Here is a 21,598-nt window from a genome sequence, read left to right on the forward strand (position 1 = left end):
GGCTTGACCAGAGGCTCGGTCGAGACGGTCTGGCTGCTGCCGCCCTTCAAGCCGAGCATGGAGCTGAACGCATCCTTGTTCAGCCAAACGCCGTACCCGCCGCCGGCCAGCACCAGCAATGCGACAACGGCAGCAATCAACCCGCCATAGCTGCGCTTGCGCGGCGCAGGCCGCAGCCGCTGGAAAGTATCGGCCGGCTGCTCGTCATTGGCAAAGACATCGCTGTCCTCGTCCGGTTCGGCGGCGTTCATCCCGGGCAGGCCGACATCGTCCTCGCGCGGCGAGGGCATGGGCGGCGGTGCCGCGGGCACCTTGTGCCAGCCGCCGGGCTCAGTCTTCGTTGCCCCTTGCCAGCTTGGTTCCGTCTTTGCTGCGCCTTGCCAGCTCGGTTCCGCCTTCACCGGCGCCGGTGCGGGCGCCGTCTTGAAGGGCTCCGGCTTGAAGGGCTCCGGCTTGGCAGGTTCGGGCTTCGCCACCGACGGCTGCCGGACGTGGCTCGGCTGGTTCTTGTTGCGGTCGATCGAGGAAAAAATATGTTCCAGCTCCGCCAGGGGATCTTCCGCTGGAGCCGGCTTGGGCGCCGGAGCAGGCTTGGCATACTCGCGCTCGACGCTGGCGACGGCATCTTCGAGCGAACGTTTCTGCTTGCTGATGACCTCGGCCGACAACGGCGGAGAATAGTTCGCGAGTTTCTTCGCCAGCATCTCACGAGCATTCTCGTAAATCCGCTTGCGCAACTCGGGCGAGGGCTCGCTGTGCTTCGCAAGCTGTTTTTTCAGAACACCAACGAAATCTGCCATGCGTCAGTCGACCTGCAATTCTTTCCCGGGCCGGCCGCAAATCAGCCGTAGCGCCTGGAAGCGCTGTGAAACTAGTCTTGAAACGGATCGGTCACAAGTATCGTGTCGTCCCGCTCCGGGCTGGTGGAAAGCAGTGCAACCGGGGCGCCGATCAGCTCCTCGATGTGGCGGACATATTTGACGGCTTGCGCCGGCAGATCGTTCCAGCTCCTGGCGCCGGCCGTCGTTCCCTTCCAGCCTTCGAGCGTCTCATAGACCGGCTCGACGCGCGACTGGGCGCCCTGGCTGGCCGGCAGATAGTCGATCAACTCGCCATCGAGGCGATAGCCGGTGCAGACCTTGATCTCGTCCAGCCCGTCGAGCACGTCGAGCTTGGTGAGCGCGATGCCCTTGATGCCGTTGACGGCCACCGCCTGGCGCACCAGCACGGCGTCGAACCAGCCGCAGCGGCGCTTGCGGCCGGTGACGACGCCGAATTCGTGGCCGCGCGTGCCGAGGAACTCGCCGACCTCATTCTTCTGCTCGGTCGGGAACGGCCCTTCGCCGACGCGCGTCGTATAGGCCTTGGTGATGCCGAGCACATAGCCGATCGCGCCGGGGCCGGTGCCGGAGCCGGCGGCCGCTTGCCCTGCCACGGTGTTGGATGAGGTGACGAAGGGATAGGTGCCGTGGTCGATATCGAGCAGCGTGCCTTGCGCGCCCTCGAACAGGATGCGCGCACCCGCGCGGCGCTTGTCGTCGAGCACCTTCCAGACGCGGTCCATGTAAGGCAGGATCTCGCCGGCCACCGAGGTCAGCTCCTGCATGATCGCCTCCTGGGTCGCTTCCGGATGGCCGAGCCCGCGGCGCAGCGCATTATGATGCGTGAGCAGCCTGTCGACCTTCAGGGGAAGCGTTTCCAAATCCGCCAGATCCATCACCCGCACCGCACGCCGGCCCACCTTGTCCTCATATGCGGGGCCGATGCCGCGGCGGGTCGTGCCAATCTTGGTTCCGGAATTCGAGGCGGCGTCTTCGCGGAACCCGTCCAGCTCCCGGTGCAGCGACAGGATAAGCGCGGTGTTTTCGGCGATTTTCAGGCGTTCGGGCGTCACCTCCACGCCCTGCTCCTTGAGCTTCTTTGTTTCCGCGACGAAGGCGTGCGGATCGAAGACCACCCCGTTGCCGATGATCGACAGCTTGCCCTCTCTGACCACGCCGGACGGCAAGAGCGAAAGCTTGTAGACCTTGCCGTCGACGACCAGGGTATGACCTGCATTGTGGCCGCCCTGGAAGCGCACGACCACGTCGGCGCGCTCCGACAGCCAGTCGACGATCTTGCCCTTGCCTTCGTCGCCCCACTGCGAGCCGACGACCACCACATTGGCCATGTTCTTTTCCCTTGAGATGCCGCCTTGGCGGCTTGAAACGACAGGCCTCTATAGCCTCATGTGCAGGCCGATGCGACCCCTTCTTTGTCCCCGAAACCACCCAGGGCACAACAAACCAGGCACAACAAATTCCGGCTTTCGCATCATTTACTTGGCCTCGCCATCGCAATAGGCCGGCATCCTTCTTCCGCCGCGCCTGCCGGTCCAGGATTAAGCGATGCATCGAGCCGCCTATCTGTTCCTGCTCTCCACCATGCTGCTGTGGGGCGGCAATTCCGTGGCCGGCAAGCTTGCCGTCGGCCATGTGTCGCCGATGACGTTGGTTTTCCTGCGCTGGGTGCTGGCGGTGCTGATCATGCTGCCCGTCGGCTGGCGGACGTTTCGCGAGGACTGGCCTGAACTGCGCCGGCATTGGCTGCTGGTCGCCGGCCTCGGCGCCTGCGGCTTCACGATGTTCAACGTCATCTTCTACACGGCGCTGAACTACACGACCGCCATCAATGTCTCGATCGAGCAGGCCGCCATACCGATCGTCATCATCCTTGCCAACTTCGTGCTGTTTAGGCTGCACGTGCAGCGCCTGCAGATCGTCGGCGTCGCGCTCACCATCCTCGGCGTCGCCCTGACCGCTAGCCATGGCGACCTCGGCCAGCTGCTGAAGCTCGAGCTCAATTTCGGCGACGCCATCATGCTGGTCGCGGTCCTCTGCTACAGCCACTATTCGGTGGGGCTGCGCCTGAAGCCGGCCGTCCGCTGGCAAAGCTTCATGCTGGCTCTGTCGCTCGCCGCGCTTTTGACCTCGGTGCCGTTCTGTGTCTGGGAAGTGGCGGCGGGCCGCGTCATCGTCCCGGACGCGCGAGGATGGGCGGTCGCGTTCTACACCGCGCTCGGCGCGTCCGTCGTCTCGCAGATCTTCTACATCAAGGGCAACGAGCTGATCGGCGCCAATCGCGCCGGACTGTTCATCAATCTGGTGCCAATCTTCGGCACCCTGCTTTCGGTGCTGATCGTCGGCGAGCAGTTCCAATTCTATCAGGGTCTTGCGCTTGCGCTCGTGCTCGGAGGCATCGCGCTGGCCGAATACAGTGGCAGCAGGGCCGTTCTGTAGGGGAAATGCCCCGCATGCCGAAGCATGCGGGGCATGATCTTTCAGGCGGCGCCGACATCGAAGTGCAGCGGTTTGGCCGAATCGATCGATTGGTGCGCCCGCAGTTGATCGAGCACCCTTTCCGGGAAGGGTGCGTCGAGATAGAGCAGCGCGATCGCATCGCCGCCCGGCCGGTTGCGGCCGAGCTGGAAGTTGGCGATGTTGACGCCGTTCTCACCGCAGACGGTGCCGAGCAGGCCGATGATGCCGGGCGCGTCGGCATTGGTCGTGTAGAGCATGTGCTGGCCGACCTCGGCATCGAGGTTGATGCCCTTGATCTGGATGAAGCGCGGCTTGCCGTCCGAGAAGCAGGTCCCGGCGATCGAGCGCGTCATATGCTCGGTCTTGACTGTGAGCTTGATGTAGCCGTCGAAGACGCCAGATTTGTCGCGCTTGACCTCGGCGACGATAATGCCGCGCTCCTTCACCATGATCGGCGCCGACACCATGTTGACGTCGGAGACCTGCGGCCGGATCAGGCCGGCAAGAGTGGCGCTCACCAGCGCGCGCGTGTTCATCGTCGCGGTCGAGCCGTCGAACAGTATCTCCACCTCCTTGATCGGATCTTCGGTGACCTGGCCGACAAAGGCGCCGAGCACCTCGGCCAGCTTGACGAAGGGTTTCAGTCGGGGCGCTTCCTCGGCGGTGATCGACGGCATGTTGATGGCGTTGGAAACGGCGCCCTTGATCAGGTAATCGGCCATCTGCTCGGCCACTTGCAGCGCAACGTTCTCCTGCGCCTCGGTGGTCGAGGCGCCGAGATGCGGGGTTGCCACGACATTCTGCATGCCGAACAGCGGATTGTTCTCCGCCGGCTCGGCCTCGAAAACATCGACGCCGGCGCCGGCCACCTTGCCGCTCTTCAGTGCCGCGACCAGGTCGGCCTCGACGACCAGCCCGCCGCGCGCGCAATTGATGATGCGCACGCCGTCCTTCATCTTGGCGATCGCGGCCGCATCGATGATGTTGCGCGTCTTGTCGGTCAGCGGCGTGTGCAAGGTTATGAAGTCGGCGCGCGCGAAAAGCTCGTCGAGCTCGACCTTCTCGACGCCGAGCTCTTCAGCGCGGCTGTCCGACAGGAACGGATCGAAAGCCACGACATGCATCTTCAGGCCGACGCCGCGCGTCGCGACGATCGAGCCGATATTGCCGCAGCCGATCACGCCCAGCGTCTTGCCGGTGATCTCGACGCCCATGAAGCGGTTCTTCTCCCATTTTCCCGCATGGGTCGAGGCGTTGGCCTCCGGGATTTGGCGCGCCAGCGCGAAGATCATCGCAACGGCATGCTCGGCCGTGGTGATCGAGTTGCCGAAGGGCGTGTTCATCACGATGATGCCCTTGCGGCTCGCCGCCGGAATGTCGACATTGTCGACGCCGATGCCGGCGCGGCCGACGACCTTGAGCCTGGTGGCGGCATTGATCAGCTTCTCGGTGACCTTGGTCGCCGAGCGGATGGCAAGGCCGTCATACTGGCCGATCACTTCGAGAAGCTTTTCCTTGTCCTTGCCGAGATCGGGCAGGTAGTCGACCTCGATGCCGCGGTCCTTGAAGATCTGCACGGCGGTGGTTGAAAGTTTATCCGAGACGAGAACGCGGGGCGCCATGGCGGCCTCCTTGAAGAATGGGATTGATCCGTTTGGGATCGGCGGCCCGAAGGCCGCCGCGAATGACTCAGGCGGCCGCTTTCAGCGACGCCTTCTGCATGGCGAAGGCCCAGTCGAGCCAGGGCAGCAGTGCTTCGAGATCGGAGGTCTCGACGGTCGCGCCGCACCAGATGCGAAGGCCGGGCGGCGCATCGCGGTAGGAGCCGATGTCGTAGGCGACATCTTCCTTGTCGAGCGTCGAGACGATACCTTTGGCGAAAGCCGCCTGACCGTCGGCATCGAGCGCCGCCACGTCCGGATCGGTGAAGGACAGGCACACGGAAGTGTTTGAGCGCGTCGCCGGATCGACGGCCAGATGGCCGAGCCACGACGACCTGGCCACGAACCGGTCCAGCACCGCGGCGTTGGCGTCGGCGCGGGCGATCAGCGCTTCCAGGCCGCCGATCGACTTCGCCCATTGAAGCGCATCGAGATAGTCCTCGACGCACAGCATCGACGGCGTGTTGATGGTCTCGCCCTTAAAGATGCCCTCGATCAGCTTGCCGCCGGAAGTCAGGCGGAAGATCTTCGGCAGCGGCCAGGCCGGCTTGTAGGTTTCCAGCCGCTCGACGGCGCGCGGGCTGAGGATCAGCATGCCGTGCGCGCCCTCGCCGCCCAGCACCTTCTGCCAGGAGAAGGTGACGACGTCGAGTTTATCGAAGTCGAGCCGCTGCGCGAACGCCGCCGAGGTGGCGTCGCAGATGGTGAGACCCTTGCGGTCGGTCGGAATGAAATCGCCGTCCGGCACGCGCACGCCGGAGGTCGTGCCGTTCCAGGTGAAGACCACGTCGCGATCGAAATCGATCTGCGTCAGATCCGGCAACACGCCGTAGCCGGCCTCGAACTTGCGCACATCGGCGAGCTTGAGCTGCTTGACGACATCGGTCACCCAGCCGGAACCGAAACTTTCCCAGGCGACCATGTCGACGCCGCGCTCGCCAAGCAGCGACCACAGTGCCATCTCGACCGCGCCGGTATCGGATGCCGGCACGATGCCGATCCGGTAGCCGGCCGGGACCTTGAGGATTTCGCGCGTCAGCTCGATCGCCTGCTCGAGCTTGCCCTTGCCGATTTTGGCGCGGTGAGAGCGTCCGAGCGCAGCAGCTTTCAGCGCCTCGACCGACCAGCTGGGGCGTTTTGCACAGGGACCTGAGGAGAAATTGGGGTTTGCCGGACGGAGTCCGGGCTTGGTAAGCGTCGTCATCGTGGTCTATCCTTCCAGATAGTGGCCCCTCGTTGGGGAGGGGTGGCCCACGGACGGCGATATGCTTTCAGCCTTCCGGCGTCAAGAGCAAAGTTTTTGTCGCTGTCGGGATATTTGTCTGACGGCACCAGGCGCCGGAAACGAAAAAGAACGGCGGACCCGTTCGACCCGCCGGCGGCAATTTCCGAGTTCCCTCGCTTACCAAAGATCGTAGCGCAGCCCGAGCTTGACCTGGTGATTGCTGATCCCCTTTCGGATCGAGTAGGAGGTCAGGCTGTCGGCTGTCGCATATTCAGCATCTGGCGCTGAGAAATACTGATATCCCAGATCTATCAGCACATTCTTTGAGACCTGGTAAGCAAAACCTGCATTCAAGGTGTACGCAAGTGAATACTTCGTCTTGTTATCGGTTTGGGTGAAATCATCGGAGGGATCAGCGTTGTCGGTGAAATAGCTCGCTGAAAGATTGTACTTGCTCCGCACAATGCCGAGACCCGCTCCAACATAAGGTGTAACGCCGATATAGGTACCAAGGTCGACGTAACCGTTGAGAATGCCCGAGAATGCATAATTCTTGAGGGTCGCGGATGCCACGGTTGCCGTGGCCGGCGGTGTCACGATCAATGTGTCATCGTAGCCGACACTGACCCTGTTGCCCGGCAGATAACCGAAATTGAAATCAGCACGCAGGTAATCGGTGAAATGGTAGCCGAAGCCTATACTCGCAAAGATCGGGTCTTCTTTGTCGCTGAAGCTCCCCGGCGGGGAGGCGAAATCCTCATTCCTGAAGCTCTTCTCCACCAGATAGGAGACGTCGCCGCGGAGGTACCAGCCGGAGCCTACCTCGACCGGCTGATAGTCCGGCGCCTGATCGACATAGATCGGCGGATCGTAGTCGGCCGACATCGCCTGTGTCGCCGGCATCAGCACGATTGCGGCGAGCGCCAGTGCGATACACGATTTTGATGTCATGGTCCCCGGCTCCTGAGATTGGCGCCAGTCGCGAACGCGAGCACAGCTGCCGTTTCAGGAGCATTGTTAACCATAGTGGTTAAGTGCCGGTTAAGGATAACAGGGGGTTACCGAATTGATTTCGATGCTGTTTTACCGGCCACCCACAAAAGAAAATCGCCCGGCTGGCGCCGGGCAATTGGCAGAATTTCAGGATCTCGAAGCGGCTACTTGGTGTAGATCGGCTCCGGCTCAGGCTGGTAGGTCACCGGTGTAGTGCACCCATTGTTGCCGCCGAATTGGTAGCGCAGACCGCCGCGCACCTCATGCGTGTTGATGCCGTGGTCGAACCCCGGCCCGGAACTCGTCGAATCGAACTCGAACATGCGCCCGCCCTGGATGTGAGTGAAGCGGTAGCCTGCGTCGAGGATCACCCTGTCGGTCAGGCAGTAGGAAGCGCCGGCCATGAGCGCATAGGCGAAGCGCCAGTTGGACGAACCCGGGTTGGTTTCTGTGGTGTTCGGGTCGTGGACCGTGTCCCACTTGACGTGCGCACCGCCGATGCCGGCGCCGACGTAAGGCGTGATACCGTGATAGGTGCCGATATCGACATAGGCATTGGCCAACAGCAGCAGCGCGCTCATCCTCGACACCTCGGTTGATGTCGTGACGAGGTCCGAGGTCTGGCCGTTGAAGTCCGACTTGAACCAATAGTCGGCCGTCAGATCGGTTCGGAAGTAATCATTGATCTTGTAGCCGACGCCGCCGCCGAGCGAGAAGCCGCCCTTCAGCTTGCCGAAATCGAAATCGTTGGTGCCGGGCGGTGGCCCGTATGTAATGTAGTCGATGCCGCGCAAGGTCGACTTGTGGTAGTCGATGTCGCCGCGAATATACCAGCCGCCGACGTCGATCGGCTGCGCCTCGACCACCGGCGGCGGAGCTTCCTCCACCGGCGGTGGTTCCCCCAGGTCGGCGGCGAGGGCCGGTCCGGCCACTCCCGCCAACAGCGCGGCAAACAGTGCCATTCTTGCGGTATCGAACATGCTGTCACCCCTAAGAAGCCTCGGGACGACATCGCCCGAAGATGAACCTCGGCGTGGATAATGAATTGCAAAGGTTAAAAGCCGTTTAACCGTACCGATTAACCACGAATGCCTACAATTTTAGAGGGTATTCCGTTGTCCGGGGTGTTGTGAGCGCGCGAAAAAGCCCGCCTGGCGGCGGGCTTGCAGATGCGATCGTCCGCTTTGCAGCGGCGATCAGGCGGCGCTGCGGGTATCCGAGATGATGCCGACGATCTCGTTGACGACGGCCTCGACCAGCTGCGGATCGTCGCCTTCGGCCATGACGCGGATGAGCGGCTCGGTGCCGGACGGTCGGATAACGAGGCGGCCGGCCTTGCCCAGGCGGTTGCGCCCTTCCTCGATGGCTGCCTTGACCGGCGCCTCCTCCAGCGGCTTGCCGCCGGAGATGCGGACGTTCTTCAGAAGCTGAGGCACCGGCTCGAACTTTTTCGACAGCTCGCTGACCGGCCGGTTCTGCCGCTTGATGCAGGCCAGCACCTGCAGCGCCGAAACCAGGCCGTCGCCGGTGGTCGAGAAATCGGACAGCACAATATGGCCGGACTGCTCCCCGCCGACATTGAGGCCATGCGCGCGCATGTGCTCGACGACATAGCGGTCGCCGACCTTGGTGCGGTGCAGCTGCAGCTTCATGTCGCCAAGGAAACGCTCGAGACCGAGATTGGACATCACCGTCGAGACGACGCCGCCGCCGGCCAGCCGCCCGCTCTGGTGCCAGGACTCGGCGATCAGCGCCATGATCTGGTCGCCGTCGACGATGGCGCCGTTCTCGTCGACGATGACCACACGGTCGGCGTCGCCGTCGAGCGCGATGCCGATATCGGCGCGCACCTCGTGCACCTTCTTCTGCAGGCCGGCCGGATGGGTCGAGCCGCACTCCTTGTTGATGTTGAAGCCGTTCGGCTCGACGTTGATGGCGACTACCTCGGCGCCGAGCTCCCACAGCGCCTCCGGCGCCACCTTGTAGGAGGCGCCGTTCGCGCAGTCGACGACGATCCGAAGCCCGGAAAGCGACATCGAGCGCGGCAGCGTGCGCTTGGCGAATTCGATATAGCGGTCGTGGACGCCGTCGACGCGCTTGGCGCGCCCCAGCCCGTCGGAATCGGCAAGCGACAACTCGATGTCCTTGTCGAGCATGCCTTCGATGCGCTCCTCGATCTCGTCGGAGAGCTTATAGCCGTCGGGGCCGAACAGCTTGATGCCGTTGTCGTAGTAAGGGTTATGCGAGGCCGAGATCATCACCCCGATGTCGGCGCGCAGCGAGCGCACCAGCATGGCGACCGCCGGTGTCGGAATCGGCCCGAGCAGGAACACGTCCATGCCGGCGGCGCACAGGCCCGACACCATCGCGTTCTCGATCATGTAGCCGGAAAGCCGCGTGTCCTTGCCGAGCACGACGCGGTGCCGATGGTTGCCCCGCTGGAAAGAAAGGCCGGCGGCCATACCCACCCGCATGGCCACCTCGGCCGTCATGGGAAACTTGTTGGCGCGTCCGCGGATGCCGTCGGTGCCGAAATACTGCCCTGCCATACCTGCCAAAGTCCCCGTCGGTTTCAGCCGCCCGTATTGCCACAATTGGGCCGCATCCGATCATCACGTTTCGTGATTATATATTACCATTCCTTAGAAAATCATTGTCGCAGACCGGTCAAGTGATTCGGCAGCCTGCCACGACCTCTCGTTGTAGCGGGAATATAGAAGCCCAGACAGCTTTTCCGCCCGACATGGTTGGGAAAACCTTATTTGCTCGAACCGAGCGCCAGCAATTTAGCACCTTGTCGGCAGGAACACACTTTGTGAGGGCATCCGCGCGGGAAGCATCTGGCGCAGCCCGAAGTTGAGAGCTATTGATTTGGTATAGGCACCATTTGGCGGCAGCAAGGGAGAAAAACGCCATGCTTATTCATAGACTTGCAACATTGACGGGCATCGCCGTCGCAACCCTGTTCCTGGCGGCGCCGGCCAACGCGCTGACCATGGCCGAGTGCAGCACCAAGTACAACGCGGCCAAGGACGCCGGAACGCTCAATGGCCAGACCTGGAACCAGTTCCGCAAGGCCGAGTGCGGCAGCGACGCTTCCGCCGCGACCGACACCAAGGCGGCGACCGACACCAAGGCGGCGACCAAGGCGGCGACCGACACCAAGGCTTCTGACACCAAGAAGGCAAAGTCGGCAGCTGCCTCGGACGACACGGCCAAGGGCCTGACCGCAAAGGAATGCAGCACCAAGTATCAGGCCGCGAAGGCGGCCGGCACGCTGAACGGCATGAAGTGGAACGATTTCCGCAAGGCTGAATGCGGCCCCGGCGCCACTGCTGCGGCAACCGCCAAACCTGCCACCAGCAAGACTTCCACCGCCGCTGACGGTGGTTCGGCCAAGGGCCTGACCATGGCCGAATGCAGCAGCAAGTACCAGGCTGCCAAGACCGCCAACAAGCTCAACGGCATGAAGTGGAACGACTTCCGCAAGACCGAATGCGGCGCCGGCGACGACGACGACACCGTGCCGGCTCCGACCGAGGCGACTTTCACCAAGGAACCGGCAAAGCCCAGCGTGGCTGCGCCGAAGGGCGTGACCTTCCCGACCGCCATCTCGCCGAAATTCGCCAACGAGACGCCGGCCAAGGCCCGCATGCACACCTGCCTCGAGCAGTACTATGCCAACAAGGACGCCAACACGCTGAACGGCCTGCGGTGGATCCAGAAGGGCGGCGGCTTCTACAGCCTATGCAACGCCAAGCTGAAGAGCTGATCGCTCAGCGCTTACCTCCAAGACCAAGGCCCGCGCATCGCGAGATGCGCGGGCTTTTTCGTTGGACGCGCTTAAAGAGGCATATCGGCGCCGCAAAAGAACCCCCGCCGGCGAAGCTACCAATCTCCCCCTATATGGACTGAGGACATCGCGAACAGGTGTGCGAAGACATCGCGAACAGTTTCGTGCGTTTTGCGCGGGAGGTTCGGGGTGCCATGCGAGGCCAGAAGCGTGATGAGCCAGAAGGAAGATTGGCGCTTGCGCCGGACGCCGATCTTGCAGGTGCGGTCCGCGAGCGACTCGCCAATCGTCTGTGACCTCCCAAACAACAACGCCGCGGTCTGAGCCGCGGCGTCGTTTTTTATGTTTCGTTTTCGATCGAGCCTTAGCCCTGCGGCTGCGGCTCCATGCCGCCTTCGGGCTCGGGGCCCTTCTTGCGACGGCCGCCGGTGCCGGCTTTCGGCACAGCCGAGCCGCGGCTGGGCGGCGTGTCGTCGCCAAGGTCGCGGGCGGGCTTGTGGCCAGCGATCAGCTGCTTGATCTCCTCGCCGGTCAGGGTCTCGTATTCGAGCAGCCCTTCGGCCAGCGCGATCCAGTCCTTCTTCTTCTTGGTCAGCACGGTCTTGGCGGTGGAATAGGCATCGTCGATCAGCCGGCGCACCTCGGCGTCGATGATCTGCGCGGTCTCTTCCGAGATGTTCTGCTGGCGCGCCACCGAATGGCCGAGGAAGACCTCTTCCTGGTTGTCGCCATAGGCGACATGGCCGAGCTTGTCGGAGAAGCCCCAGCGCGTGACCATGGCGCGCGCCAGCTTGGTCGCCTGCTCGATGTCGGAGGAGGCGCCGGAGGTGATGTTCTCCTTACCGAACTTGAACTCCTCGGCGACGCGGCCGCCCATCATGATCGCCAGCCTCGAGATCATGTATTTGTAGCTCATCGAATAGCGGTCGCCTTCCGGCAGCTGCATGACCATGCCGAGCGCGCGGCCGCGCGGGATGATGGTCGCCTTGTGCAGCGGATCGGCCGTCGGCACGTTGAGCGCCAGGATGGCGTGGCCGGCCTCGTGATAGGCGGTCAGCTCCTTCTCGGCCTGCGTCATCGCCGACGAGCGGCGCTCGGCGCCCATCATGATCTTGTCCTTGGCGTCCTCGAACTCGGCCATGGTGACGAGCCGCTTGTTGCGACGCGCCGCCATCAGCGCGGATTCGTTGACCAGGTTCATCAGGTCGGCGCCGGAGAAGCCGGGCGTGCCGCGCGCGATGACCTTGAGGTCGACATTGGGCGCCAGCGGCACATTGCGCACATGCACCTTGAGGATCTTCTCGCGGCCGACGATGTCGGGGTTCGGCACGACCACCTGGCGGTCGAAGCGGCCCGGCCTGAGCAGCGCCGGGTCGAGCACGTCGGGCCGGTTGGTGGCGGCGATCAGGATGATGCTTTCGTTGGACTCGAAGCCGTCCATCTCGACCAGCAGCTGGTTCAGCGTCTGCTCGCGCTCGTCATTGCCGCCGCCGAGGCCGGCGCCGCGATGGCGGCCGACGGCGTCGATTTCGTCGATGAAGATGATGCAGGGGGCGTTCTTCTTGGCCTGGTCGAACATGTCGCGCACCCGGCTTGCGCCGACGCCGACGAACATCTCGACGAAATCCGAGCCGGAGATGGTGAAGAACGGCACGTTGGCCTCGCCTGCGACGGAGCGGGCGAGCAGCGTCTTGCCGGTTCCGGGAGGGCCGACCAGCAGCACGCCGCGCGGGATCTTGCCGCCGAGCCGCTGGAACTTCTGCGGATCGCGCAGGAACTCGACGATCTCCTCCAGGTCCTCCTTGGCCTCGTCGACGCCGGCGACGTCCTGGAAGGTGACGCGGCCATGCGCCTCGGTGAGCAACTTCGCCTTCGACTTGCCGAAGCCCATGGCGCGGCCGGAGCCGGACTGCATCTGGCGCATGAAGAATATCCACACGCCGAGGATCAGGATCATCGGCAGCCACGAGATCAGATAGCCGAACAGCGAGTTCGAACCGTCGCTTTCAGGCCGCGCGTTGATGGTGACGTTCTTGTCCTGCAGCCTGGAGACCAGCGACGGATCGCCCGGCGAATAGGTCTGGAAGCCGTTGGCGTTGTCCGTGTAGTTGCCCGAGATACGGGCGCCGGCGATCGTCACGCTCTTGACCCGGCCGGAAGAGACATCCTGCAGGAACTGCGAATAGGCGATCTCGCTCGAAGCGCCGCGCGTCTGCGGCGTCTGGAAAAGATTGAACAGGGCGATGAGCAGGACCGCTATGATCGCCCAGAGCGCGAGGTTGCGATAATTCGGATTCATCTATTGTCCTGTTGGCGTCCGCGCGCGGACCCACGATGATGATTGGAGGCTTGGGCCTAACATAGGGAGAGCGTCTCCCCTTGCCAAGCAGAACAGCATGCCTCGGTTAAGCTTTCGCCCATGCTCCGCCGCGATCATGGCCGCGAAAAGGCGACGGCGGCAGCGGCGGCGCGCCGATCAGCGCGGCGACGGCGGCAGCGGGCCGGAGATCGAAGGACGGCAGGAAGCGGGTGAAGGGCGACACCGCAGGAACGATCGCCATCGCCGGCGGCGCGGCATCACCGCCAGCCAAATCAAGGCGTTCGCCGCCGCGCCACAGCGCGGGCTCGGCGGCCAGCGCCTTGCGCAGCAAGCTCGCCGGAACGTCGCCTTCCGGGGTAAATCGCTTGGCGGCGCCGGGACCTGCTGGCGCGATCACCAACCCGCTCGGCCTGTCGCTCAATGTGATCCTCCGCCGACCGTCCCATAGGGCCTGCTCAGCAGCCGGAACCGCGGGCAGATTGCGGGCCTCGCGGTGGAGGAAGATGCCGGTGCGGCGCGCGTCGACCACCGTCCGCGACAATGTGGCGCAAAGCGTCCCCGACCGCAGATGCTCGAACAGCGCCCGGCAACGCGCCTCGTCGACAAGGAACGTGACGCCGCCGACCGTGGCGAGCAGGATGCGAAATGCATAGACGGCGGCTTCGCTATCCTCACCACTTGCGAAATCGCGATCAAGGCGGATGAGCCCCGGAGCCGGCTGGCTAGCGAAGGCGCCGATCAGCGCCGCCGCACGCTGGCCGAGGTTCTCGCGCTCGGCGGCTGCCTGTCCGGCCTTCGCGATTGCTTCCTTGAAACGCGCCTCGCCATCTCTGCCTGCAAGCGAGATGCGCAGGCGCGGCCGCTCGAAGCGCCGGTCGACATTGGTCGGATCCTCGGTCCAGCCGATGCCGCGACGCTTCAGCATCTCCCGCAATGCCGCGCGGCGCGTGGCGAGCAGCGGGCGGGCGATCCAGACCCGCCAATCGTAGAGCGTGGCGGGCGCCATGCCGGCGAGCCCGCGGCCGTCGCGTGGATCCTCGTCGCGGGCCTCCTCTTCACGAACTTGCCGCATCAGCACGGTCTCGGCCTGGTCGTCGGCGGTATGTCCGGTCACCACCGTGCGGATGCCTTCCCCTTCGGCTGCCTCGGCCAGCAGCCGGTAGCGCGCCTCGCGCGCGGCGGCCGGCAAGCCGGTCGATGGCTTGTAGCCGGACCAGACGAGCGTGCGATGCGCGATGCCGTGCTCGGCGCAAAGCCGGGCGACAGCTTGCGCTTCGGCTGCCGAGCTTGGTCTGAGGTCATGATCGATCGTCACCGCAAGCAGCCTTGCCGCGGGCAGGGTACGGTCGAGATGGTGCTTGAGCAGATGGAGAAGGGCGGTCGAGTCGCTGCCGCCGGACACGGCCACAACGGCGCCGTGGGAGAAGTCGAAGTCTTGGAAAAGGCGATCCGAAAGGTCAGTCTCGGTATCGAACATCACTGCGCGTCGTCCAAAAGCGGTCCCGATTCTGGGACAACGACACGCAAGCTAGCACGAGGCCAGCGCCTTTTCCTGCTTGATGCGTTCCTTCAGCGTGCCGGAAACATCCGGGTAGCGCTTGCCGATCTCGTTGAAAGTGGCGCAGGCCACGTCGTTCTGCTTGAGGCCGACCAGCGATACGCCGAGCTTGAGCAGCATGTCGGGCGCCTTCTTGGCCTTCGGATAATCCTTGCTGGCGGCCAGGAAAACCTCCGCCGCGTCGCGATATTTCTGCTGGCCAAGCAGGGATTCGCCCAGCCAGTAATGCGCGTCCGCCGCCTTGGCGTCCTTGGGAAAGCGCGAGATATGGTCGCGGAAACCCTGCTCGGCGGTGGGATAGTCGCCCGACAGGATGAATTGGTAGGAGTTGCGGTAGAGCTCGTCCGGATTGTTGGTCGAGGGCAGCGAGGCCATGACCGTGCCGCCGGACTTGCTTTTGCCAGGCTTGCCACCGGTCTCGGCGGCAGGCGCGTTTGCCGTAGCCGCGGGAGCTTCCGTCTGCGAGCCCGCCTGCGGGGCGGGGTCGGCATTGACGACATTGCCGTTCTTGTCGACGGTAATGGTGCCGAAGGTCTTCGGCGGCGCGCCGGTGATCAACTTGCCCGGGTCGCCGGTCTGAGACTCGACGATGACGTCGCCGACGCTCTTGCCGCCGCCGTCCTGCGGAGCCGTGCCGGGCGGAGCTTGCGTCGCCGGAGCCGTTGCGACGTTGGTGTCGGTGCCGCTGTCGCCGGCGCCAGCATCGCCCATATTCGTGTTGCCGCTGCTGCCGTCCTGCGGCGCGGCCTCCGACTTCTTCTGGCCGGTTGGCTTCGCGCCCTGCGAGCCGCCTTCGAGCTGCTGGAAGCGGAACTCGTTGTCCTCCTGCTGCTTGCGCATCTGCTCCTGCATTTGCAGGATCTGGAAATTGAGTTCCTCAAGCTTGCCGTTCATCTGGCGGATCTGATCCTCCAGACCGGTCATGCCGGCGCCGTCCTGCTGGGCGACTTGCGCCTGCTCGGTCTTCTTCTTGTCGCCGAAAATGCCCAGCGTCGGCAGATGGAAAGTGAAGCCGCTGTTCGAGGCTTGCCCGCTGTCCGCCGGGGCTGCGACGCCTGCGATGCTTGATAGGAGCAGCAGCGCAAGCGTGCCGCTCAGGACCGTTCTGAAATGCATTATGTCTCTCGCCGTGAAAATCTGTTGGCCCGATGCGCCTTTCCAAATCGGAGGGGGATAAAGCGCCCTCGCGCTCTTAGCAGGACGCGAGACTTCGGCCAAATTTTGTTTCAAGCTGTCGCATATGAAAAAGGCGGCTCGGAGGCCGCCTTTCGTTCAGCGATGTTGTATTTTTGCCGCCCACAGCGCCGCGCGTCGTCAGACGCGCCAAGGACGCTGTGGCGCTTATGAGCGTTTCCGAAAATCGATATCGATTTCCGGCGCGGCGCGTCAGGAACCGGCGCCCGAGAGCGTGGTGACGGCGCGGCGGTTCTGCGACCAGCACGAGATGTCGTCGCAGACGGCGACCGGGCGTTCCTTGCCGTAGGAGATCGTCTTCAGACGGTTGGCCGCGACGCCCTTCGAAACCAGGAAGTCGCGGGTGGCAGCGGCGCGGCGGGCGCCCAGCGCCAGATTGTACTCGCGCGTGCCGCGCTCGTCGGCATGGCCTTCGATGACGATGGCATACTGCCTGTACTGGTTGAGCCACTGCGCCTGGCGCGACAGCGTCGTCTGCGCGTCGGCGCGGATCGACGAGGAGTCGGTGTCGAAGAAGATGCGGTCGCCGATGTTGACGGTGAAGTCCTGCGCCGAGCCGGGCGTGGCAGAGCCGGCGCCGTTGAGGCCGAGATCGGCGGCGCTGTTCGGCGTCTTCTTCGAGGCGCAGCCGGTGATGGCCAGAGCCGCCACCAGCGCGATCATCGCCGGATTTCTGGTAAGTGCTGCGATACGGCCCATGCCGCCTCTCCTTCGCATTCGAGTGATTTCGTTGATCACCCAGTAACCACGTTTGGGTTAACCGGCATTCAAGAAACACGGTTAATTTTTCGTTTCGAGCCGCCGTCCTCGGCCGATTTAGCTAGGCTCACAATGCGCGGCGACCGTAGGCGGAAATGCGGCCAAAACATGAAAAAAGGGGGAATTGAGGAACTGAAGAACTGAGGAATTGAAGGAAGAAATTAAGCCAGCTTCTCTCTGAGATTTACAAGCGCCCCCGGTCCTCCATTTTCCTCAGTTCGTCAGTTCGCCGTTCCTAAATTCTTCCGTTCCTCTGCCTACTCCAGCAACGGCGACCAGGCCGGATCCGAGGCGAAGTTCGAGGTCGGGATCTGCTGCTCGTTGCGGCCGGTAAGATCGACCGTGACCAGCTTCGGCCCGCCGGCGGAGTCGCGGAAGAACATCAGCACGCGACCGTTCGGCGCCCAGGTCGGCCCCTCCTGCTGGAAGCCGGAGGACAGGATGCGCTCGCCCGAACCATCGGTCTTCATGACGCCGATCTGGAACTCGCCGCCCGACTGCTTGGTAAAGGCGATGAGGTCGCCGCGCGGCGACCACACCGGCGTGGAATAGACGCCGTCGCCGAACGAGATGCGGTGCGGGTTGGAGCCGTCCGCGCCCATGACGTAGATCTGCGAGCGGCCGCTGCCGCCGCCGCGGTCGGAGGTGAAGACGATCTGCGAGCCGTCGGGCGAATAGGAGGGCGAGGTGTCGATGGCGGTCGAGTCGGTGAGCCGCGTGGTCGAACGGCTTCTCAGATCCATGGCGAAGATGTTGGAGTTGCCGTCATCGCGCAGCAGGCTCATGATCACCTTCTGGCCATCGGGCGAAAAGCGCGGCGCGAACGTCATGCCGGGGAAATTGCCGACCAGCTCGCGCTGCCCGGTCTCGATCTGCAGCAGATACACCTTCGGCTGTCCGCTCTCATAGGACATGTAGGTGATTTCCTGCCGGTTCGGCGAGAAGCGCGGCGTCAGCACGATCGAACGGCCGTCCGACAGGTAGCGGACGTTGGCGCCGTCCTGGTCCATGATGGCAAGACGCTTCTTGCGCGCGTTCTTGGCGCCGGATTCGTCGACGAAGACGACGCGCGTATCGAAGTAACCCTTCTCGCCGGTCAGCCGCTCGTAGATCGCATCGGCGATGATATGGGCGACGCGCCTGGTATTGGCGTCATTGGCGAAGAACTGCTCCCCGGCCATCTGCTGGCCGGCAAAGGTGTCCCATAGCCGGTACTGGGCGCGGATACGGCCGTCGGCTTCCTTGCCGACGCTGCCGGTGACCAGCGCCTGCGCATTGATCACCTTCCAGTCATCGAAGCGCGGCGTGGCGTCCGGGCCGGAGATCTTCTCGATGAAAGCGCTCTTGTCGATCGGCGCGAACAGGCCGGAACGCTTGAGGTCGGCCGTGACGATCTCCGTGATCTGGGCGCCGAGCTCACCATTGGACTGGAAGTCAGTGATGGCGATCGGCAGCGGCTCGACATTGCCCTTGTTGACGTTGAGCTCGACGAGCGCCCAGGCCGGCAAGGTGGCGGCGGTCGTCATGCCCAGCGCCATGGCTGCAATCGTCAGGAGCGGCTTGAGGAAAGATCTCATGTCTTCTCGCTTCTCTCTTGATGGTTCGGACGCAAAGCCTATAGGCCAAGCATCTCCCTTGGGTCGAAGGTGACCCGGATGTCGTTCCAAATATCCTGCTTGCCGGCTGGAACTTGCAGGCCGGCCACGTCGCATTTTTGAACCGCGCGCACTGCGCTTTCGTCGAACTGCCGGTTGCCGCTCGACTGCTCGACCGACGGGCGGCCGTCGAGCTTGCCGTTGGTATCGAGATTGAACCGGACCACGACGACGAAGTTCTCCGAACCTTCCAGTCCAACGGGCAACGTCCAGCAGCCGCCGAGCTGAGCTTCGAGCGCGCCTTGCTCGGATTTGGACAGCTTCTGGCCCTGATCCTTCTCGCCGCCGAGCGACGACTGCTGCGTGGAGCGCTTGGCGCCGCCACCCGACGGCTTCTGCTTGTCCAGAAGTGCTGAAATCTCGTCGGCGTTGAACTGCTTTTCATCCGACTTCGGCTTCGAGGAAGCTTCCTTCACCGGCTTTTCCGCGTCCTTGCGCTCCGGCGCCTTGGCGCTTTCGGCGGGAGCGGGCTGCGGCTTTGGCCGCGCTGCAGGGGCAGGTGCCGAGTCCGGAAGCTTAGCCTCCTCGGTCGGCTGCTCCTTGGCGATCGCCTCGGCGACGGCGTCCGGCTTGACCTCTTCCTTCTGGATGGCGGCGGTCGTGTCCTTCGGCGGCGCTGGCGTCGGCTCCTTGGCGGGTGTCGGCTTCGGCTCCGTCTGCTTGACCGGCTCGGGCTTGACCTCTTCCTTAGGTGTCGGCGTCGGCGCGACTTCGGTCGCCGGGGTCGGCTTCGGCTTTTCCTGCGGCTTCGGCACGTCCTCGACCGCCGGCTTCTCGGTCGGCGTCGGCGCCGGGGGCGGCGCGGATGTCTTCTCGACCGGCTTCGGCTTGGCTTCGTCCGTCGCCGGCTTGTCGGTGTCGACGCTGTTCTCGCCGACCTTCTGCGCGTCGGGGACGATATCCGGGCGCTTGGTCGGCAGCGGCGCCGGCTTGTCATGCATGACCGCTTTCTTGTCGCCCTGCAGGGTCTGCGCGATCGCTTCCATCGGCACGATGTCGACCGCGACGGACTCCACGTCGGAAGCCGGCATGGCGGGCGGCGAGGACAGCGTGAACAGCCCGAAGGCCAGCGCCACCGCATGCAAGATGACCGATGAGGTGAGGCCGGTCCGCATTTGGCGTTTACTGATCCTGTTCCTGCAGCGAAACCAGGCCGATGTTCTTGTAGCCGGCCGCCGAAATGCGGGCCATGACCTTCATGGCGGTGCCATAATCCGTCGACTTGTCGCCGCGAATGAAGATGCGCTCGTCATAGCCGGTCTTCGAGATTGCCTGCAGCTTCGCCACCAGCTCCTCGATCGGGATCTCGGTTTCCTGTAGATAGATCTGGCCGGCCGCGTTGATCGACACCGTGATCGGCTGCGTGTCGACATTCATCGCCTTGGCTTTCGTGTCGGGCAGGTCGATCGGAACGCCGACGGTGAGCAGCGGCGCCGCGACCATGAAGATGATCAGCAGCACCAGCATCACGTCGACCATCGGCGTGACGTTTATTTCCGACATCAGGCCATGATGACGACCGCGCCGCCGGTGGCCGCGTCCGCCTCGCCCTATGCCACCTGCGCTAGCAGCAGACATACCCATGATCGTACCTCAGGCCTTCTGCGCGACTTTTTCATCGATTTGGCGCGAGAGTATGGCGGAGAACTCATCCGCAAACCCTTCCATGCGCACGGCGAGCTTGTTCGCATCCGATGACAGCTTGTTGTAGGCGATGACGGCCGGAATGGCCGCGAGCAGGCCGATGGCCGTCGCCAGAAGGGCTTCCGCGATGCCGGGCGCCACGACCGACAGGCTGGTGTTCTTCGAGGCGGCGATCGCCTGGAAGGAGGTCATGATGCCGATGACGGTGCCGAACAAGCCGATGAATGGCGCGGCCGAACCCGTGGTGGCGAGGAAGCCGAGCCGACCCTCCAGCCTTTCCATCTCGCGGGTCAGCGCGAGATCCATCGCCTTGTCGATGCGGGTCTGCAATGCCAGCGCCGATTTGGCGCCCTTCTCGAAGCTCTTCTTCCATTCGCGCATGGCGGCGACGAAGATCGCGCCCATGCCGGTGGTCTTGCGGTCGGCGAGCGTGCGGTAGAGCTCCTCGAGCGACTGTCCCGACCAAAACACCTGCTCGAAGCGGTTGAGCGCCATCCGCATGCGGCTATAGGCGACAAGCTTGTCGATGATGATTGCCCAGGTCCAGATCGAGGCGCAGAGCAAGCCGATCATGACCAATTTGACCACCCAGCCGGCCTGCATGAACAAGGCCCATATCGACAAATGCGCGCCCGGGTCGGCGAGTGCGATGTTTTCCATGACTACGTCCTTAAGATTTTTCCGGGCATCGCTGGCGGCTGGCCCATGGCATCCCTTTGGTCCGATCGCGCGAAGCCTGAAGCTCGCGGGACAAGCCCCGAATGCACCGTTTCGCGGCGTTTTCGGGGCAAATCTTGGTGAAAGGAAGGCACACGAATTGCGCCAATCTTCACCAATTCCTTCATGAACCGTTATGGTTAAGGATGGGTTAGGATATGAAGCGTGGCGCATTGCCGCGCCCACCGGGCCGGCGCCATGCTGGACGCGGCCGATCAGTGCACATCGCGCTGAAGCAGGTCCAGGCGACGCGCTTTAGGTGTTTTGGTGCATGTCGTTGTCCCAGAACGGGCAACTCCTGCGTGACAGGGATTCGGCCGAAGCCGGTTCGCGGTGATCAGTCGCTCGCCCTCGGCATAAAGGCCGCGATCCATTCCTTCGGAAATCTGCGCGGCCGGCCGTTCTCGCCGATGATCGCCGCCTCGACCTTCGCTTCGACCAGCACCTCGCCGCCACGCTTCAACTGCTGCGCCATGAAGATGCGGGCGCCCGAAATGTCCTCGGTGCGCGTGTCGATGGTGAGGATGTCGTCCATGCGGGCCGGCGAACGGAAGTCGATCTCCATGCGCCGCACCACCCAGACGATGCGCTCGCCATGCTTGCCATCGGCAAGCTCGGTGTGATGGACGCCGGCGAGCCTGAGATAGTCCGAGCGCCCACGTTCGAAGAATTCGAGATAGCGCGCATGATAGACGACGCCGGAGAAATCGGTGTCGGCATAGTAGACGCGGGCCATCAGGCGATGGCCGGATTGCGTCAGCGCCCCCGAGAGCCCGGCGC

The 21,598-nt window shown here is 63.7% G+C and carries 17 protein-coding genes and 1 pseudogene; 2 read left to right on the forward strand and 16 right to left on the reverse strand.

Features of this window, described 5'->3' with window-relative positions; translation table 11 throughout:
• A pseudogene (locus EOA49_RS19655) lies at nt 1–800 on the reverse strand (hypothetical protein); the annotation flags it as partial.
• 71 nt (nt 801–871) lie between these two features.
• Nucleotides 872–2,170, reverse strand: a complete 1,299-nt coding sequence (locus tag EOA49_RS19660) for an adenylosuccinate synthase (RefSeq protein ID WP_067001833.1) — start codon at nt 2,168–2,170, stop codon at nt 872–874.
• Between the two features lie 217 nt (nt 2,171–2,387).
• Here EOA49_RS19660 and EOA49_RS19665 point away from each other — a divergent pair, with 217 nt between their 5' ends.
• The gene (locus tag EOA49_RS19665; RefSeq protein ID WP_127240758.1) at nt 2,388–3,278 is read left to right on the forward strand and encodes a DMT family transporter; all 891 of its coding nucleotides are present in this window, start codon (nt 2,388–2,390) and stop codon (nt 3,276–3,278) included.
• A gap of 41 nt (nt 3,279–3,319) precedes the next feature.
• Here EOA49_RS19665 and serA read toward each other — a convergent pair whose 3' ends face one another.
• The 5 genes from serA to glmM all read right to left on the reverse strand — a co-directional run bounded on the left by serA (nt 3,320) and on the right by glmM (nt 9,727).
• Nucleotides 3,320–4,921, reverse strand: coding sequence for a phosphoglycerate dehydrogenase (gene serA / locus EOA49_RS19670; protein WP_067001828.1), 1,602 nt, complete (start codon nt 4,919–4,921; stop codon nt 3,320–3,322).
• Between the two features lie 67 nt (nt 4,922–4,988).
• Entirely contained in the window at nt 4,989–6,164 is a 1,176-nt protein-coding gene (locus EOA49_RS19675) for a phosphoserine transaminase (protein WP_127240757.1), read from the reverse strand.
• Nucleotides 6,165–6,362: 198 nt separating this feature from the next.
• Entirely contained in the window at nt 6,363–7,136 is a 774-nt protein-coding gene (locus tag EOA49_RS19680; protein WP_127240756.1) for an outer membrane protein, read from the reverse strand.
• A gap of 206 nt (nt 7,137–7,342) precedes the next feature.
• A complete protein-coding gene (locus EOA49_RS19685) occupies nt 7,343–8,158 on the reverse strand; it encodes an outer membrane protein (RefSeq protein WP_127240755.1) in 816 nt (271 codons plus the stop codon).
• Nucleotides 8,159–8,374: 216 nt separating this feature from the next.
• Nucleotides 8,375–9,727 carry a phosphoglucosamine mutase gene (glmM, locus tag EOA49_RS19690; RefSeq protein ID WP_067001816.1) on the reverse strand — a complete coding sequence of 451 codons (1,353 nt, stop codon included), beginning with the start codon at nt 9,725–9,727 and terminating at the stop codon, nt 8,375–8,377.
• Nucleotides 9,728–10,092: 365 nt separating this feature from the next.
• On the opposite strand from glmM, the gene EOA49_RS19695 reads away from it, so the two are divergent.
• Entirely contained in the window at nt 10,093–10,950 is an 858-nt protein-coding gene (locus EOA49_RS19695) for a hypothetical protein (RefSeq protein ID WP_127240754.1), read from the forward strand.
• Between the two features lie 385 nt (nt 10,951–11,335).
• Here the strand turns inward: EOA49_RS19695 and ftsH are convergent, their stop codons facing one another.
• The 9 genes from ftsH to ybgC all read right to left on the reverse strand — a co-directional run.
• Nucleotides 11,336–13,270, reverse strand: coding sequence for an ATP-dependent zinc metalloprotease FtsH (gene ftsH, locus EOA49_RS19700; protein ID WP_067001810.1), 1,935 nt, complete (start codon nt 13,268–13,270; stop codon nt 11,336–11,338).
• A gap of 106 nt (nt 13,271–13,376) precedes the next feature.
• Complete coding sequence (tilS, locus tag EOA49_RS19705) at nt 13,377–14,768, reverse strand: tRNA lysidine(34) synthetase TilS (protein ID WP_127240759.1); 1,392 nt, start codon at nt 14,766–14,768, stop codon at nt 13,377–13,379.
• 51 nt (nt 14,769–14,819) lie between these two features.
• Nucleotides 14,820–15,965 carry a tol-pal system protein YbgF gene (gene ybgF, locus EOA49_RS19710; protein WP_127243307.1) on the reverse strand — a complete coding sequence of 382 codons (1,146 nt, stop codon included), beginning with the start codon at nt 15,963–15,965 and terminating at the stop codon, nt 14,820–14,822.
• A 270-nt stretch (nt 15,966–16,235) separates the two neighbouring features.
• The gene (gene pal, locus EOA49_RS19715) at nt 16,236–16,742 is read right to left on the reverse strand and encodes a peptidoglycan-associated lipoprotein Pal (protein WP_067001802.1); all 507 of its coding nucleotides are present in this window, start codon (nt 16,740–16,742) and stop codon (nt 16,236–16,238) included.
• 317 nt (nt 16,743–17,059) lie between these two features.
• Complete coding sequence (tolB, locus tag EOA49_RS19720) at nt 17,060–18,340, reverse strand: Tol-Pal system beta propeller repeat protein TolB (protein WP_245299761.1); 1,281 nt, start codon at nt 18,338–18,340, stop codon at nt 17,060–17,062.
• Between the two features lie 77 nt (nt 18,341–18,417).
• Nucleotides 18,418–19,572: a TonB family protein gene (locus EOA49_RS19725; RefSeq protein ID WP_067001796.1), complete on the reverse strand. Its 1,155-nt coding sequence runs from the start codon at nt 19,570–19,572 to the stop codon at nt 18,418–18,420.
• A 7-nt stretch (nt 19,573–19,579) separates the two neighbouring features.
• The gene (tolR, locus tag EOA49_RS19730) at nt 19,580–20,041 is read right to left on the reverse strand and encodes a protein TolR (protein WP_067319458.1); all 462 of its coding nucleotides are present in this window, start codon (nt 20,039–20,041) and stop codon (nt 19,580–19,582) included.
• 9 nt (nt 20,042–20,050) lie between these two features.
• Nucleotides 20,051–20,761 (reverse strand): protein TolQ, encoded by a 711-nt coding sequence (tolQ, locus tag EOA49_RS19735; protein WP_067001789.1) that lies wholly within the window; start codon nt 20,759–20,761, stop codon nt 20,051–20,053.
• A gap of 394 nt (nt 20,762–21,155) precedes the next feature.
• A partial coding sequence (ybgC, locus tag EOA49_RS19740) for a tol-pal system-associated acyl-CoA thioesterase (protein ID WP_127243308.1) occupies nt 21,156–21,598 on the reverse strand: 443 nt, incomplete at its 5' end.

Source organism: Mesorhizobium sp. M1A.F.Ca.IN.020.04.1.1, assembly GCF_003997315.1.
In the GTDB taxonomy this organism is placed as follows: Bacteria; Pseudomonadota; Alphaproteobacteria; order Rhizobiales; family Rhizobiaceae; genus Mesorhizobium.

Excerpts from the sequence above, each read along its gene's own strand:
- EOA49_RS19660 (WP_067001833.1), bottom strand. The coding sequence starts at position 2,170 with ATGGCCAATGTGGTGGTCGTCGGCTCGCAGTGGGGCGACGAAGGCAAG.
- EOA49_RS19665 (WP_127240758.1), top strand. The coding sequence starts at position 2,388 with ATGCATCGAGCCGCCTATCTGTTCCTGCTCTCCACCATGCTGCTGTGG.
- serA (WP_067001828.1), bottom strand. The coding sequence starts at position 4,921 with ATGGCGCCCCGCGTTCTCGTCTCGGATAAACTTTCAACCACCGCCGTG.
- EOA49_RS19675 (WP_127240757.1), bottom strand. The coding sequence starts at position 6,164 with ATGACGACGCTTACCAAGCCCGGACTCCGTCCGGCAAACCCCAATTTC.
- EOA49_RS19680 (WP_127240756.1), bottom strand. The coding sequence starts at position 7,136 with ATGACATCAAAATCGTGTATCGCACTGGCGCTCGCCGCAATCGTGCTG.
- EOA49_RS19685 (WP_127240755.1), bottom strand. The coding sequence starts at position 8,158 with ATGTTCGATACCGCAAGAATGGCACTGTTTGCCGCGCTGTTGGCGGGA.
- glmM (WP_067001816.1), bottom strand. The coding sequence starts at position 9,727 with ATGGCAGGGCAGTATTTCGGCACCGACGGCATCCGCGGACGCGCCAAC.
- EOA49_RS19695 (WP_127240754.1), top strand. The coding sequence starts at position 10,093 with ATGCTTATTCATAGACTTGCAACATTGACGGGCATCGCCGTCGCAACC.
- ftsH (WP_067001810.1), bottom strand. The coding sequence starts at position 13,270 with ATGAATCCGAATTATCGCAACCTCGCGCTCTGGGCGATCATAGCGGTC.
- tilS (WP_127240759.1), bottom strand. The coding sequence starts at position 14,768 with ATGTTCGATACCGAGACTGACCTTTCGGATCGCCTTTTCCAAGACTTC.
- ybgF (WP_127243307.1), bottom strand. The coding sequence starts at position 15,965 with ATGCATTTCAGAACGGTCCTGAGCGGCACGCTTGCGCTGCTGCTCCTA.
- pal (WP_067001802.1), bottom strand. The coding sequence starts at position 16,742 with ATGGGCCGTATCGCAGCACTTACCAGAAATCCGGCGATGATCGCGCTG.
- tolB (WP_245299761.1), bottom strand. The coding sequence starts at position 18,340 with ATGGCGCTGGGCATGACGACCGCCGCCACCTTGCCGGCCTGGGCGCTC.
- EOA49_RS19725 (WP_067001796.1), bottom strand. The coding sequence starts at position 19,572 with ATGCGGACCGGCCTCACCTCATCGGTCATCTTGCATGCGGTGGCGCTG.
- tolR (WP_067319458.1), bottom strand. The coding sequence starts at position 20,041 with ATGGGTATGTCTGCTGCTAGCGCAGGTGGCATAGGGCGAGGCGGACGC.
- tolQ (WP_067001789.1), bottom strand. The coding sequence starts at position 20,761 with ATGGAAAACATCGCACTCGCCGACCCGGGCGCGCATTTGTCGATATGG.